We start from the raw sequence: 13,869 nt of genomic DNA on the forward strand, positions 1-13,869 counted from the left end.
AATGAGTGATGAAAATGAAAAAAAATGGTTTGATAAAAAAATATCACGTCGTGATTTTTTGAAAAAAGCAGGAATGGTTGGAGCAGGTGCTGCAATTGGAGCGAGCGGAGCGGGTGCAATTTTTGCAAATATGTTTAGCGGCAAGGCAAATCAAGTTGTTGGAAATGAAGAAATTTCATTTTATGGAGAACATCAGTCAGGAATTGCTACTCCTGTTCAGAAAAATGTTTATTTTGCGGTATTAGATTTACATTCTACGGATAGGGAAGAAATAAAGCAGATGTTCAAGGACTGGACAGATTATTCTGAAAAACTTATGAAGGGTGAACTTGTAGCACCAGAACTTGCAAATCATCTAGTTCCTCCGATAGATACAGGAGAAACAGTGGGATTAAATCCGTACCGTTTGACAATAACTTTTGGAATAAGTCCGTCTTTTCTAGATAAATTGAAGCTGGATAATAAGAAAATGGAAGAATTTAAAGATTTGCCACATTTTCCGAGAGATCAGATAAAGGACAAGTATAAAGGTGGAGATATTTGCATTCAGGCTTGTGCGGATGATGCACATGTATTGCATACATCGTTACCGCTTGGTGTAATATTTGAATTGCCCGTTATTGTGGCATTTCTAACCTCGCTGCATATCTTGACGCCGCAATATTTAATAAAAAACAGGCGATATGGCTACTTTATTTTGCTCGTAGTTGCAGTCGTTCTGACACCAGCTGATTTTATAAGCGATTTAACAATGGCAGCACCATTAATCTTACTTTATGAAGTGAGTATTTCTGTTTGTAAATATGTCTACAAAAAAAGGAGGGATGATTAAAAATGGGAATTTTTCGAGATATAGGAGCACCAGGATTAATAGTTCTTATACTTGGTGCATTACTTATTTTTGGACCTAAAAGACTGCCTGAACTGGGAGAAGCTATAGGAAAAATGATTCGGGAATTTAAAAAGTCAGTTTCTGGAATTGAATCAGAGGCTGATAATAAAAATGTAGAAGATAAAAAAGAAAAAGAGTGTAAATAAACTAATCTTAGTTTATAAGCTATTTTTCGATTATTATATTTGAATTATAAAAGGCTTGGAATTATAACACTCCAAGCCATTCTCTTTTTTCTAGTACTTCCATTTCGATATTTTTTTGTTTTAACGTTTCAATCGCTTTATCCATATCATCTAAAAGATATGAATTTGTAAGAATTTTTATCAGACCGCTCTGGTTATCAAGTGTTCTAACATTTCCTAAACCGTCGTAAGCTTCAATGACTTTGTTGATAAAATCAATGTATTCTTTTTTTGTTTGAATAATATATTCCCAGCTTGTTATATTTTTTTCTTTATTTTCCATAATTTACTTTTACCTTTCTTTTTAAAAATTATCTAAATACGAGTATCTTCCATTTGAATTCTTCCAGCCTAGTATTTTTTCTAAATTTACATTTTGAGTTGACTGAATGATACGTTTTTTTATGTCTGGATTGTTTTTTACAAGTTGTGCAATTAATTCCTTTGTTTCACGGCGCTTGCTTGAAGTCCTTTCGGCAGCGACTGTACAGCCGCAGTTCATCGGAAGGATTCCGTTATTTCGTACCCATTTTATAATTGCCTTTTCTTCAACATAAAATAGGGGACGTATCAATTCTATGTTAAAATTATCGGACTTTAATTTTGGCAGCATTGTTTCAAATTTTCCCATATAAAACATACTCATAAGAGTTGTTTCAATAACGTCATCAAAATGGTGTCCAAGTGCAAGTTTATTGCAGCCAAGTGAAGTTGCTTTTGTATAAAGGCTGCCACGACGCATTTTGGCACACATATAGCAAGGATAGTCTTTTGCGATTTTTTCGGCAATTTCAAAGATATTGTCATCATAAATTTCACACGGGATATTTAGATGTTTTAGATTTTTTTTCAAATTATTTAAATTAGCAGGATTAAATCCTGGATTCATTGAAATAAAAACCACTTCAAAGTTAGTTCTGCTGGCTCTTTTCAATTCTTGAAACAGCTTTGAAAGCAAGAGGCTGTCTTTTCCGCCAGAAATAGCCACTGCAATTCTATCTCCATCCTTTACCATCTCAAATTCCTTTAAGGCTCGCACAAATGGTGTCCAAAGTGCTGAACGATATTTTTTTTGTATGCTTTTTTCAATGGTTTCTAATGGCTGAAGTGGAACCGATGGTAAAACTGTTTCACAAACTGCGCTTCCAAGGGAAGTAGAGGCGATTTTATCAGCATTTGCTTCATTATTTATCGTATTTTTGTCATCGAGATCATTTTCTAAATTCATTATCTGTAACTCCTTTTAAAGTTCATATTAGCCTTGATTTATTTAAGTAATCAAAAAGTATTATAACATAAAAAAATACTCCAATCAACTGTAATAAAATTATATTTTTTTGCTTTATTATTTTGAAAATATTAAATTAATAAATATTAAATTTAAAAACAAAATTTGATAAGAATATTGAAAATATGGTATAATAACCGTAAGAAAATATAAATTTTGGATAAAAAATGGAGGGAAAAAATAAATGAGCAAGTATTTTGAAACTGTAGATTTTTGGATTGAGAATTTATTGGATTCGACTGAAAGTTATACGATTGAAAGTAATGAAAAAGGGAAGTTTGTAGATATTACAATTAATGTGACAAAGGAGGATATGGGAAAAGTTATTGGTAAAAATGGAAGAATCATTACAGCACTTAGAGTTCTTATGTCATCAATTGGGAAAAAAGATAAAAAAAGTATAAAAATTGAAGTTAAGGAAATGTAAGTTTGAAAAAATATTCAAATAAAATAACACTAGATTTTATAATAATCAAGGAGTGAATTTATGAAAACTTGCAACTTAAGGAAAAAGAGCTTTAAACTTAGAGTTTACTATTATGATACTGATAAAATGGGAGTTGTGTACCATTCAAATTATCTGAAATGGATGGAAATGGCACGAACTGAGTATTTTAGGGATGTTTTTCCATATAAAAATATGGAGGATATGGGATTTATTTTGCCAGTAAAGACACTGAATATTGAATATGTTAATTCGGCAAAGTATGATGAGGAAATTGAGATTTTTGTAAAGATTGAGGAAATAAATAATATTAAGATTAGATTTTCTTATGAAATGTATAATTTAGATGGAGTTTTAAAGGCAAAGGCTGAAACTGTGAATGTTTTTGTGGATGAAAATGGGAAATTAAAGAGAATTTCAAATGAATTGCTGGAGAAAATTACTAAATAATTGAATAAAATATTTGTATAATTACAAAATTCATTGTTTAAAAGGGAAATTTAAATATATATTTAAAATTTGGTAGGACAAATATTTTAAAAGATTAAGAAAATAAAATTTAAAATTATTATAAAAAATAAAGAAGAGAGGCTTTACAAATGAAAATAGTAATTGGAAATGACCATGCGGGTGTAGAATTTAAAAATAAAATTATGAAGGCACTTAGAAGTAAAGGGCATGAAATTATAAATGTGGGAACTGATACATTAGATTCAGTTGATTATCCTGATATTGCGAAGGAAGTTAGTAAAAAAATTATAAATAAAGAGGCGAATTTTGGGATTTTAATTTGTGGAACTGGAATTGGAATTTCTATTGCTGCAAATAAAATAAATGGAATTCGTGCTGCTCTTTGTCACAATGAATATACGGCAAGACTTTCAAGACTTCATAATGATGCGAATATAATCGCTTTGGGAGCTAGAGTTTTGGGAGAAGACTTGGGATTGGCCTGTGTTGAAACTTTTATAAATACCGAATTTGAAGGTGGCAGACATGCTAGAAGAGTTGGGAAAATTGAACAGTAATTAGTAAATGTTAAAAATAGCAGTAACTTTTTAAAAAATGGCAAGGGGTTAAGATCCCTTGCTAAAATTAAAAAATAATAAGAAAAATAAAAAAGGGAAGTGATTTTTATGTCAACAGTTTTTAAAAAAATAATAGATAAGGAAATACCTGCAAATATTGTGTATGAAGATGATGAGTTTTTGGCTTTTCATGATATAAATCCTGCGGCGAAAGTTCACGTGCTTGTAATTCCAAAAAAGGAAATCAAAAGTTTGGATGCGGCAACTGAAGAAGATGCTTTGTTACTTGGAAAACTGCAGTTGACTGTGGCAAAAGTGGCAAGAATTTTAGGGATAGATAAAGATGGTTATAGAGTTATAACTAATATTGGAGAAAATGGCGGACAGGAAGTTTTACATATTCATTATCATATTTTAGGTGGGGAAAAATTGCCAGTTAAATTAAAATAGAAGAAGTAAAATTTTTATTCTGGAGGAAATTTATGGTAAATAAGTTTTCTAAAATTGTTGTGCTTGTCTTTCTTTTGGCAAATTTGGGAATGGCTGAGTATATAAAAAAAGATGATGCTGTTTACTATATGGATAAAATATCGCAGACTGATGAAAGAAAAGTGGAAGACGCAGATTTTAAGACATTTGTGAAATTAAATGATATTTATGGGAAAGATAGTAAAAATGTTTTTTGTATTGACAAGAAGCTAGAAGATGCTGATGTTAAGACTTTTCAGGTAATTGGGGAAGTCAATGGGAAAGATAAAAAATATATTTATAATTATGATGAAAAAATGGAGATAAATCCAAAGGATTTCAAACTTTACAAAAATAAGGATAAACTTTTGTATTTTAGAAATAATGGTAAACTGTATATTGGAGGAAGTTTTTTTGAAGTTGAATATGTTCAGGATTTGGACAGTTTTGAAGCAATTGATGAAAGTTATTCAAAGGACAGGTATAATATTTATTATGCTGGAACACCGATATACGATGTTGATAAAAGTACATTTCAGATAATAATGCCTGATTATTACGCAAAAGACAAGAATAATGTGTACAGTGGCTCTGATAAAATAAAGGATGCGAATCCTGATACGATAAAAATATTAAATCAGGTTTATTTAAAGGATGATAAAAATGTATTTTTGAATTTTGGACAAAAGATGGAAAATGTTGATGTAGCTACTTTTGAAGCCATAGAGGGAAACGTAGCTTATGGAAAAGATAAAAATAATGTTTACTTTCTTGGTGAAAAAATAAAAGGAGCTGATGCAAAATCTTTTGAAGTTATTTTAGAGCCTAGTGATCTTGTTCAGATGTATTCAAAAGATAAAAATAGTGTCTTTATTGGAGGACGCAAAATAAAAGAGGCAGATTCAAAAACTTTTGAAAGACTTCCTGAAACAACGTATTATTCAAAGGATAAAAATAATCTTTATTATCGGGAAGTAAAAATTGATAAAATTGACAATAAAACTCTTAAAATTTTATATTCTGATGGAATTGACGTGGTAAAAAATAGAAATAGAATTTTTGCAGAAGGGAAAAAATTGAATATAAAAAGTCCAGAAACTTTTGAAATAATTTTGAGTAAATATTATAACTTTCCAAATTTTATTTATGGAAAAGATGATAAAAATGTATATGCAATTTCAAAATTTGATGAAACTTATTCAAGCAAAATAATAAAAAATGCAGATGTAAATTCTTTTGAAGTAATGAAAAACAGTATGTATACAAAAGATAAAAACAATATTTATTTTACACATTCTGATGTTGTACAAATGAAAAATGTAGATAAAGACAGTTTTACTATTGGAGAAAATGGCTTTTCGCATGATAAGAACAGTGTTTATTTTTATGGAAAAAAGTTAGACAGAATAAGTCCACAAGGATTTAAAATTATTGATTTTACTGTTAACTCTGGAGATTCTGAAAAAATTGCTTTTTTGACAGACAGCAGGAATTTGTATAAATTTACTTATGGATTTGATGATGAAAGATATAATTTGAAAAATATAAAATTGTCTAATGTAACAAATGTGAAAGTGGATGCTCCGAGCTTTGAACTTGTTAAGGAATATACGGGGAGTTATTACAGAGATAAGAACAACGTTTTTTATTATGATATGAATAAGAAGGAACTGAAAAAGGTCGAAGGTAGTGATAGGAGCAGCTTTGTCGAAATGGATAATTTTTTTGCAAAGGATAATAAAAGAGTCTATTATCTTGGAAAACAAATTGAGAATATTAGTTCAGAAGGATTTAAATTTGTCGGTTCAGATATTGTAAAAAATAAAAATGGTGTATATTTTTGGAAAGATGAAACTGGGACAGGAGATTATGAGATAGTACCTTTAAATTTTGACAGTGCTTCATTTGATATAGCAAATAAAGATACAAGCAATTATTTTAAAGATAAAAATGGGATTTATTATCTTGATTATGGAAAATTATTAAATTCGGAAGCAAAGGATGTGCAGAATGCCTTTATTAAACTAGAAGGGGCTGATATTCCAACATTTAAAGCATTTGGATATGGATATTCCAAAGATAAGAATAGAGCTTATTGTAAATATAAGGAATTTAAAGGGGTGGATGTGTCAAGTTTTACTGTCGTACTGGAAGATGAGGGAGTTGTAGTTAAGGATAAAAATAGAGTTTATAAAAATGATTGTGAGTGACAAGTAAAAATTATTTTATTTATATTTTAGTAAAACTGCTTTAAAAAAGAATTTAGAAAATCATAATTATCCTGCTAAAATTCTTTTTAATTATCTAATTCAATTTTGAAGGGTTTTAAATGTTTTTAAGCGTTTATTAGACTTGTTTGTAAACTTAGAATTTAATAAAACAAATATTCTGAAGCAAGGGTTTTTGCCCTTTCGTGAAATAAAAAAATTAAGTTATCAAATAGGTCTGTTGAATAAATTATTTAAAAAAGGATTTGGAGGGATTTTTTATGAAAAGTAAATTTTTTAAAATTATTGTTGGAGTATTTATTTTAGCTAATTTAGGAATGGCAGAATATGTGAAAAAGGATAATGCAGTTTATTACAAATACAGTGAAGAAGATGATTCAGAATTTAAAGTTGAAAATGTGGATTTAGGAACGTTTAAAATACTGAATGATAAATATGCAAAGGATAGGAAAAATGTTTATTTTTCAGGAAATAAATCGTTTGAAGATGTGGACAGTAAAACTTTTGAAGTGCTGCCACAGTATTATTCAAGAGATAAGAATAATGTTTACAGACCAATTAATGAATGGATTCACAAAATAAATGGAGCAAATCCAAAAACAATAAAAGTTTTGAATGAATATTATTCAAAAGATGATAAAAATGTGTATTATGATTCAGACAAAATTTCAAATGCAGATGTAAATTCATTTGTAGTTCTGGAAGGAGACCATAGTTATGCAAAAGACAAAAATGCGGTCTATTATTCAGGAGAAAAAATTAAAGGTACGAATCCAAAAACATTTAAAATAATTGAGGATGGAATGTATTCAAAGGATGATAAAAATGTGTATGCTGCAGTAGACATTATAAAAGATGCAGATCCTCAAACTTTTAGAAGAATTCCTGAAACAAATTACGCCAGAGATAAAAATAATTTGTACTATTACTTTGGAGATGTTAAAAATCTTGGGAAAATAAATGAAAAAGATTTTAAAGTTTTGGATAGTAATTTGATTAAAAATGGAAATGAAGTCTACTATTTGGGAGAAAAAGTGAATATAAAAAATCCTGATAAATTTGAAATAATAGAAAATTATTTAAGCAGTCCAAGTATGGTTGTTTATGGAAAAGATGATAAAAATGTATATGTGATGACACCGTATAAGGAAGCTGGTTATCTTAAAATAATAAAAAATGCTGATAAAGATACTTTTGAAGTAATGGAAAATAGTGATTATTCTAAAGACAGAAATAATGTTTATTACGCAGGATACAATGTTGTGCAGTTGCAGGATGTGGATAAAAACAGTTTTACTATTGGAGAAGAAAATGGTTTTTCGTATGACAAGAAAAATGTTTATTACGCAGGAAGAAAATTAAATGATATAAGTTCAGCTGGATTTAAAGTTACAAGACTTGTTAACAGACCAAATTTACCAGTCAATTTTTTAAATGATAATAAGAATATATATAAACTTATTGCAGTATTTGATGAAGAAACTGGTGAGCTAAAAAGTGTAAAAACAGCTGTTGTAAAAAATCCTAAAGTAGATTCTAAAACTTTTGAAACGTTTAGTTATTCGGGAAATTATTTTCGTGATAAAAATAACGTGTATTATGAAAATGAATTGTATAAAATGGACTTGAAAAAAATAGCAGGTGCAGATAGAAATAGTTTTGAGGTTTTGAATGATGAATTTTCAAGAGATAAAAACAATGTTTATTATTATGGAAATAAAATGAAAGGTATAAATCCAGATGGATTTGAATTTGTGGGCCGTGACTTTAAAAATAATGAAGATATTATTTATTTCTTAAAAACTAAAGATAAAGTTTATGTGTTAAAAAATAAAGCTGGTAAAGAAGTATATGAAATAGTTCCTTTAAATTTTGATACAAATTCTTTTAAATATTCTAATGCTGATAATTCGTATGAATCTGAGTCTGCGGGTTATTTTCAAGATAAAAATGGAGTTTATTATTTTGACGCATTTAGATTAGATGAATTAAATCCAAATAAAGTTTTTGCCAAAGTAGAAGGGGCTGATACTTCATCATTTGTACAGTTAATGTTTGGTTATGCAAAAGATAAGAATAAAGTGTATATTGAAGATCGGGAAATTAAAGGTGCAGACCCAGAAAGTTTTAAGATAATTGAGACAAGTGATGGAGTTACAATAAGAGATAAAAATAAAATTTATAAAGAATTTAAAAAATAATTTTTGATTATATTTGAATTATTTAAAATCAAACTAGGATATAAGTAAACTAAATAGTTATTTTAGCAAGGGGCTTTGACCCCTTGTTGTAATAAAAGTGGCTTAAAACAAAACTTAAAAGTTATGACTATTTTACCCAAATCCTAAAATTTATATGATTTTTAATAGTTTAATTTTGAATATGTTTGAGTATATTAATAAAAAATATTATTTTTAAGTTTAGAAAATAGAAAGTGAAAAAATAGAAAATGAGAGATGTAATAGCGAGTTCAGATAACAAATTTTATAAATTGCTAAAAAAGCTGGATAAAAAGAAGTATCGTGATGAAAACAGCATTTTTAAGGCTGAAGGGGAAAAGTTTTTAAATGAGAATATTAATTTTAATAAAATTATTGTAAAGGAATCGAAGTTTGAATATTTTGATGAAAGATATGGGATTTCTGAGCACGATAATTTGACAATTTTAAAGGATAATCTGTTTGATGAGGTTTCAACACAGGAAAATAGTCAAGGGATAATGTTTTTGTATTCTAAAAATTTGAATACGATTGAGGATGTAAAAGGCGATGTGGTAATTTTAGATGATGTTCAAGATCCAGGAAATGCTGGAACAATTATTAGAACGATGATTGCTGCGAATTTTCAAAATTTAATTTTGACAAAAGGATCTGTAGATGTTTACAATCCTAAAACAGTACGTGCCACAATGAGTGGAATTTTTAAATTAAATATAATTTACGAAACACCTGAAAATATCGTAAAATTTTTGAATGATAAAAATTACTTGAAAATAGCGACAGCTTTACATGAAGATTCGATTTCTTATGAAAAAATTGAATTACGGGAAAATAATGCGTTTATTTTTGGACATGAAGGTGGCGGAGTGTCTGAATATTTGATAGAAAATTCAGATATAAAGGCAATTATTCCAATTTATGGGAATATTGAGTCGTTGAATGTAAGTGTGGCAACAGGGATATTTTTGTATAAAATGAGAGAGAAACTGGAAAATCTGTAGAATGGAGAATTTTATGTTTGATAATACAAAAAAATTAACAAAAAATAAAAAATATACTCAAGTTGAATTGTTTAAAATGGTTTTAGAAAATGAAGATTTGAGAGAAAAAACAGAAGCATTATTTGCATTGGATTTTAAAGAATTGTTATCGGTGAAAGATGAATATCCAGATTATGAATTTAATATTGATGGAAAGGTTTTTGCCGAAGATGGTGGAGCTGGGGTTTATGTTTTGCTGGAAGATGGCAGTATTGGATTTGTCTGTTTTGATTCTCCGCTTGAGTGCGGGAGAATCGCTGAGAATTTGGTAGAATGGTTTGAACTGCTTTTAAATTGTGCTAATTTTTGGTGGAATTATGCGAATAGGAAATATTTGGAAAATTTTGAAATGCTGGAAAAGGAAGTGGAAAAAGCAGAACCAGAAGGGCGAGAAGATTTTGAAGATGCTTATGGGGACGATATGCCGTCTTATCTTGAATTGCAAAAGGAACTGTCGGAGAAACTGGATATAAAAATATACGACAATATTGCAAAAGATGTTTTACAAAGATTTTTTAAAACGGCGGAAAGAGAGCCTAAATTTATAACAAAGTATGTTCCAGATGATGAAATTGCAAAAGACTTAATAAAGGAATTAGGAAGATAATCTATAAGAATTAAATAGATACAGATTCAGAACTAACTATTGACAGGGCATTGGAAACATATTTGAAAAAAGGATATTCAAAACATAGTTAAAAATTCTAAAGATGAAGAAAAAAGAAAGGAGTGAATTAAATATGGCTTCAAGTAAAGAATATTTAAATTTTGTATTGGAACAGTTGTCGGAAGTGGAAAATGTTAGATATAGAGCGATGATGGGGGAATATATTCTTTATTATAGGGAAAAAGTTATTGGTGGGATTTATGATGACAGGTTTCTTGTAAAGGCTGTAAAATCGGCGAAAGAACTTATGCCGAATGCTTTACATGAAATTCCTTATGAAGGGGCAAAGGAAATGTTGCTTGTTGATGACGTTGAAAATAAAGAGTTTTTGAAGAATTTATTTGAAGCGATGTATGATGAACTTCCTGTTTTAAAGAGAAAAAAGAAACAATAGAAATAAAGAAAGGTAAAAAAGAAATGTCAAAAAAAGAAATTTTTAAAATCGGATCACATGTGGGAATGAGTGGGAAAGATATGCTTTTGGGATCGGTTAAGGAAGCAGTTTCTTATGGATCGAATACTTTTATGATTTATACTGGAGCACCTCAGAATACACGGAGAAAGCCGATTGAAGAACTGAATATTGAAGCTGGGCTTAAACTTATGAAGGAGAATAATATTGATATTGATGATATTGTTGTGCATGCTCCTTATATAATTAATCTTGGGAATGCTGTAAAGCCTGAAACTTTTGAGATTGCGGTGCAGTTTTTGAGAACAGAGATTGAAAGAACAGATGCTATTGGGGCAAAAAGGATTGTTCTTCATCCAGGTGCTCACGTTGGAGAAGGTGCAGAAGTTGGAATTAATAAAATTATTGAAGGATTGAATGAAGTTTTGACAAAAGATCAGAAAACAACTGTGGCACTTGAGACGATGGCTGGGAAAGGTACGGAAATTGGGAGAAGTTTTGAGGAAATTGCGAAAATTATTGATGGTGTGAAATTGAAAGATAAGCTCAGTGTTTGTTTTGATACTTGCCATGTTCATGATGCTGGGTATGATATTGTGAATGATTTTGAAGGAGTTATTGAGCAGTTTGACAAGATTGTTGGAATTGACAGAATTTCAGTAATTCACTTGAATGATAGTAAAAATCCTGTTGGGGCACATAAAGACAGACATGAAAATATTGGTTTTGGATATATTGGATTTGAAGTGTTGAATAAAATTGCACATTTTGAGAAATTTTCTCATTTGCCTAAGATTTTGGAAACACCTTATGTGGCTTTGAGTGATGATAAGAAGGCTAAAAAAGTTCCGCCGTATAAATTTGAGATTGAAATGCTTAGAGCTGGGAAATTTGATGAAGATGTGATGGAGAAGATAAAAAATCAATAAAATTTTTTTGAGATAAATATAGAATTAAAAATAAAAAAATAATAGAAAGAAGTGATTGAAATGACAAAAAATGAAGAAATATTGGAAGTATTTAATAAAAGATATGCTTGCAAAAAATTTAGTACAGAAAAAAGAGTGTCTGATGAAGATTTGAAGACAATTTTGGAAAGTGCGAGATTGTCACCGAGTTCATTTGGTATGGAGCCTTGGAAATTTTTACTTTTAAGAAATGAAGAAATGAGAAATGATTTTAGACAATTTGCTTGGGGAGCTTTGAATAGCTTGAATGGAGCAACTGAAATTGTGATAATTTTGGCAAGAAAAGATATTACTGGGGATAGTGAATATTTTAGAGATAATTGGAAAAACTTGAAGAAAGTTTCTGATGAAGCATTTGAAGCGGTGAAAGATAAATTTACGAAATTTCAGAAAGAACATTTAAAATTATTGGAAAATGAAAGAACACTTTTTGACTGGGCTTCAAAACAAACTTATATTGCACTTGGAAATATGATGACAGTTGCGGCTTATTTAGGAATTGACAGTTGTGCGATTGAAGGATTTAATAAAGAGCAATTGGAAAAATATTTATCGGATATGGGCCTTCTTGACTTGAATGTGTATGGAGTTTCTGTGATGGTAAGTTTTGGGTATAGGGATGAAGAACAACCTAAAAAGATAAGACGAGAGTTAAAAGATGTTTTGGAAATAATTGAATAAAAAATATATAGGTTGTCCATTCTTTATAAAAAAATTTTAAGGAGGCTGAAATTATGGAAAAAAATTTGGAGTGTACCCAAAACCTTGGACAAATAAATTGAAAACTAGTTTTCTATTTATTAAAATATAGTTAAGGAAAGGAATTTGATTATGAACAAGAGAAGTAAAAGGTATACAGCAGAAAAGGGAATCCTTACGATAATGCCTGTATAGAATCATTCCATGCAACATTGAAAAAAAAATATGTACATAATGAAAAATTTGAAAATTTAGAAAGTTTAAGAACTGGAATGTACGAGTATATAGAAATATGGTATAATAATAGCAGAATACACAGTAAAATAGGATTTATAAGTCTAAATGAATACGAAGAAAGCCATAAAGAAAGGAAACAAAGAAATTGTTTAAAAATAGTCTGAATTTTTGGGGACACTCCATAAACAGTTAAATATCAATGATTATTTAGAAAATTTAAGAAAAAAGATAGGTGAATAATATGAAAAGTTTGAAGTTTGTATTATTGATAATAGTATCAATAATTTGTTTAAATTCTTGTTTTACCCTTGCAAGTTTCTGTGCAGATCATGGATGTATGATGACAGGAATGCCTAAGGCAACTAAAAAAGATCCACAAGGAATTTATATAGTTCTTGATAAAAAGGAGTATGAAAATTATTTAAAAGAAATATTGGAAAGAAAGAAAGAATATGTAGAGATTGAAGGAAGAAAAATATTATTGCCAGAAAATATAACATTAAAGAAATATAACCATGATAGTGACGATATATTTGGAGGATATGGATCTTTGGTTAGTTACTATTTATATGATAAAGAAAAACAAATAGGTTTTCCTTTGGGATTTAGATTAGATGAAAATGAAAATTTAATGACTGGAGTAATAGATGGAACAAATGAGTATATAAATAAAATAGGAGAGCATATTTATTTTTCAAAATCTTATCCTTCCGAGAAAGATTATGTAAATAGAATAGGTAAGGATATTTATTTTACTTTTGGTATACTCTCAAGCACTGAAAATGAGAAAAAGATTACGAATTTTTTAAAAGAGTTAGTTAAAGAATGGTAAGAAAATGATTGAATTTGAAAAATCAAGACTGTATTTTAATAATGATGGTAACAAAGAAAACTATGATAATACCTTTAAAAAACAGGAAGATTTGATTAAACAAAGAAAGAACAAATACTTATGAATGTTCCAAGAAATAATCCATATAAGAATATAAATCCTGATGAAGGTGTAAATATGCTAAAACCTGAAATAAATAGAGAAAAATCTCAAGATATAAATGAACAGTTAAAGAAATTGAGAGAAAGAGTGGGTAATTAA

Annotated in this window: 17 protein-coding genes and 1 pseudogene; 16 read left to right on the plus strand and 2 right to left on the minus strand. The window is 28.9% G+C overall.

The genetic code is table 11. The features are described 5' to 3' along the window. Position 1 precedes the first annotated feature (1 nt). On the plus strand, positions 2-832 hold the full coding sequence (locus tag FVE74_RS04095) for a twin-arginine translocase subunit TatC (RefSeq protein WP_147003354.1): 831 nt from the start codon (positions 2-4) through the stop codon (positions 830-832). Positions 833-834: 2 nt separating this feature from the next. Further along, on the plus strand, positions 835-1,038 hold the full coding sequence (locus FVE74_RS04100) for a twin-arginine translocase TatA/TatE family subunit (protein ID WP_010124412.1): 204 nt from the start codon (positions 835-837) through the stop codon (positions 1,036-1,038). Between the two features lie 61 nt (positions 1,039-1,099). Here FVE74_RS04100 and FVE74_RS04105 read toward each other — a convergent pair whose 3' ends face one another. Continuing rightward, complete coding sequence (locus FVE74_RS04105) at positions 1,100-1,360, minus strand: DUF4911 domain-containing protein (protein ID WP_010124411.1); 261 nt, start codon at positions 1,358-1,360, stop codon at positions 1,100-1,102. A gap of 21 nt (positions 1,361-1,381) precedes the next feature. After that, positions 1,382-2,305: a tRNA 2-thiocytidine biosynthesis TtcA family protein gene (locus FVE74_RS04110; protein ID WP_172617432.1), complete on the minus strand. Its 924-nt coding sequence runs from the start codon at positions 2,303-2,305 to the stop codon at positions 1,382-1,384. A 244-nt stretch (positions 2,306-2,549) separates the two neighbouring features. Here FVE74_RS04110 and FVE74_RS04115 point away from each other — a divergent pair, with 244 nt between their 5' ends. The 14 genes and pseudogenes from FVE74_RS04115 to FVE74_RS11485 all read left to right on the plus strand — a co-directional run bounded on the left by FVE74_RS04115 (position 2,550) and on the right by FVE74_RS11485 (position 13,869). Next, positions 2,550-2,792, plus strand: a complete 243-nt coding sequence (locus FVE74_RS04115) for a KH domain-containing protein (protein WP_010124409.1) — start codon at positions 2,550-2,552, stop codon at positions 2,790-2,792. Positions 2,793-2,852: 60 nt separating this feature from the next. Next, positions 2,853-3,260 (plus strand): acyl-CoA thioesterase, encoded by a 408-nt coding sequence (locus FVE74_RS04120; protein ID WP_147003355.1) that lies wholly within the window; start codon positions 2,853-2,855, stop codon positions 3,258-3,260. A gap of 149 nt (positions 3,261-3,409) precedes the next feature. After that, positions 3,410-3,838 (plus strand): ribose 5-phosphate isomerase B, encoded by a 429-nt coding sequence (gene rpiB / locus FVE74_RS04125; RefSeq protein WP_147003356.1) that lies wholly within the window; start codon positions 3,410-3,412, stop codon positions 3,836-3,838. Between the two features lie 108 nt (positions 3,839-3,946). Continuing rightward, positions 3,947-4,288 (plus strand): histidine triad nucleotide-binding protein, encoded by a 342-nt coding sequence (locus FVE74_RS04130; RefSeq protein WP_010124403.1) that lies wholly within the window; start codon positions 3,947-3,949, stop codon positions 4,286-4,288. A 32-nt stretch (positions 4,289-4,320) separates the two neighbouring features. Then, positions 4,321-6,516: a DKNYY domain-containing protein gene (locus tag FVE74_RS04135; RefSeq protein WP_147003357.1), complete on the plus strand. Its 2,196-nt coding sequence runs from the start codon at positions 4,321-4,323 to the stop codon at positions 6,514-6,516. A 278-nt stretch (positions 6,517-6,794) separates the two neighbouring features. Next, positions 6,795-8,735, plus strand: coding sequence for a DKNYY domain-containing protein (locus FVE74_RS04140; RefSeq protein ID WP_147003358.1), 1,941 nt, complete (start codon positions 6,795-6,797; stop codon positions 8,733-8,735). 248 nt (positions 8,736-8,983) lie between these two features. Continuing rightward, entirely contained in the window at positions 8,984-9,754 is a 771-nt protein-coding gene (locus FVE74_RS04145) for a TrmH family RNA methyltransferase (RefSeq protein ID WP_010124710.1), read from the plus strand. Between the two features lie 13 nt (positions 9,755-9,767). Next, positions 9,768-10,400 carry a hypothetical protein gene (locus FVE74_RS04150; protein WP_232054057.1) on the plus strand — a complete coding sequence of 211 codons (633 nt, stop codon included), beginning with the start codon at positions 9,768-9,770 and terminating at the stop codon, positions 10,398-10,400. A 133-nt stretch (positions 10,401-10,533) separates the two neighbouring features. After that, on the plus strand, positions 10,534-10,854 hold the full coding sequence (locus tag FVE74_RS04155; RefSeq protein WP_147003360.1) for a TfoX/Sxy family protein: 321 nt from the start codon (positions 10,534-10,536) through the stop codon (positions 10,852-10,854). Positions 10,855-10,877: 23 nt separating this feature from the next. Continuing rightward, entirely contained in the window at positions 10,878-11,801 is a 924-nt protein-coding gene (locus FVE74_RS04160; RefSeq protein WP_147003361.1) for a deoxyribonuclease IV, read from the plus strand. 60 nt (positions 11,802-11,861) lie between these two features. After that, positions 11,862-12,521: an NAD(P)H-dependent oxidoreductase gene (locus FVE74_RS04165; RefSeq protein WP_147003362.1), complete on the plus strand. Its 660-nt coding sequence runs from the start codon at positions 11,862-11,864 to the stop codon at positions 12,519-12,521. Between the two features lie 185 nt (positions 12,522-12,706). Next, positions 12,707-12,940 (plus strand): annotated as a pseudogene (locus tag FVE74_RS12280) (IS3 family transposase); the annotation flags it as partial. A 77-nt stretch (positions 12,941-13,017) separates the two neighbouring features. Then, positions 13,018-13,608 (plus strand): hypothetical protein, encoded by a 591-nt coding sequence (locus FVE74_RS04175; protein WP_147003363.1) that lies wholly within the window; start codon positions 13,018-13,020, stop codon positions 13,606-13,608. A 120-nt stretch (positions 13,609-13,728) separates the two neighbouring features. Further along, positions 13,729-13,869 carry a hypothetical protein gene (locus tag FVE74_RS11485; RefSeq protein ID WP_172617434.1) on the plus strand — a complete coding sequence of 47 codons (141 nt, stop codon included), beginning with the start codon at positions 13,729-13,731 and terminating at the stop codon, positions 13,867-13,869.

This window comes from Leptotrichia wadei (assembly GCF_007990445.1).
GTDB classification, from domain to species: domain Bacteria; phylum Fusobacteriota; class Fusobacteriia; order Fusobacteriales; family Leptotrichiaceae; genus Leptotrichia; species Leptotrichia wadei_A.

Bases quoted from the DNA above. Each gene is read 5' to 3' on its own strand.
- FVE74_RS04095 (WP_147003354.1), top strand. From the start codon at position 2: ATGAGTGATGAAAATGAAAAAAAATGGTTTGATAAAAAAATATCACGT.
- FVE74_RS04100 (WP_010124412.1), top strand. From the start codon at position 835: ATGGGAATTTTTCGAGATATAGGAGCACCAGGATTAATAGTTCTTATA.
- FVE74_RS04105 (WP_010124411.1), bottom strand. From the start codon at position 1,360: ATGGAAAATAAAGAAAAAAATATAACAAGCTGGGAATATATTATTCAA.
- FVE74_RS04110 (WP_172617432.1), bottom strand. From the start codon at position 2,305: ATGAATTTAGAAAATGATCTCGATGACAAAAATACGATAAATAATGAA.
- FVE74_RS04115 (WP_010124409.1), top strand. From the start codon at position 2,550: ATGAGCAAGTATTTTGAAACTGTAGATTTTTGGATTGAGAATTTATTG.
- FVE74_RS04120 (WP_147003355.1), top strand. From the start codon at position 2,853: ATGAAAACTTGCAACTTAAGGAAAAAGAGCTTTAAACTTAGAGTTTAC.
- rpiB (WP_147003356.1), top strand. From the start codon at position 3,410: ATGAAAATAGTAATTGGAAATGACCATGCGGGTGTAGAATTTAAAAAT.
- FVE74_RS04130 (WP_010124403.1), top strand. From the start codon at position 3,947: ATGTCAACAGTTTTTAAAAAAATAATAGATAAGGAAATACCTGCAAAT.
- FVE74_RS04135 (WP_147003357.1), top strand. From the start codon at position 4,321: ATGGTAAATAAGTTTTCTAAAATTGTTGTGCTTGTCTTTCTTTTGGCA.
- FVE74_RS04140 (WP_147003358.1), top strand. From the start codon at position 6,795: ATGAAAAGTAAATTTTTTAAAATTATTGTTGGAGTATTTATTTTAGCT.
- FVE74_RS04145 (WP_010124710.1), top strand. From the start codon at position 8,984: ATGAGAGATGTAATAGCGAGTTCAGATAACAAATTTTATAAATTGCTA.
- FVE74_RS04150 (WP_232054057.1), top strand. From the start codon at position 9,768: ATGTTTGATAATACAAAAAAATTAACAAAAAATAAAAAATATACTCAA.
- FVE74_RS04155 (WP_147003360.1), top strand. From the start codon at position 10,534: ATGGCTTCAAGTAAAGAATATTTAAATTTTGTATTGGAACAGTTGTCG.
- FVE74_RS04160 (WP_147003361.1), top strand. From the start codon at position 10,878: ATGTCAAAAAAAGAAATTTTTAAAATCGGATCACATGTGGGAATGAGT.
- FVE74_RS04165 (WP_147003362.1), top strand. From the start codon at position 11,862: ATGACAAAAAATGAAGAAATATTGGAAGTATTTAATAAAAGATATGCT.
- FVE74_RS04175 (WP_147003363.1), top strand. From the start codon at position 13,018: ATGAAAAGTTTGAAGTTTGTATTATTGATAATAGTATCAATAATTTGT.
- FVE74_RS11485 (WP_172617434.1), top strand. From the start codon at position 13,729: ATGAATGTTCCAAGAAATAATCCATATAAGAATATAAATCCTGATGAA.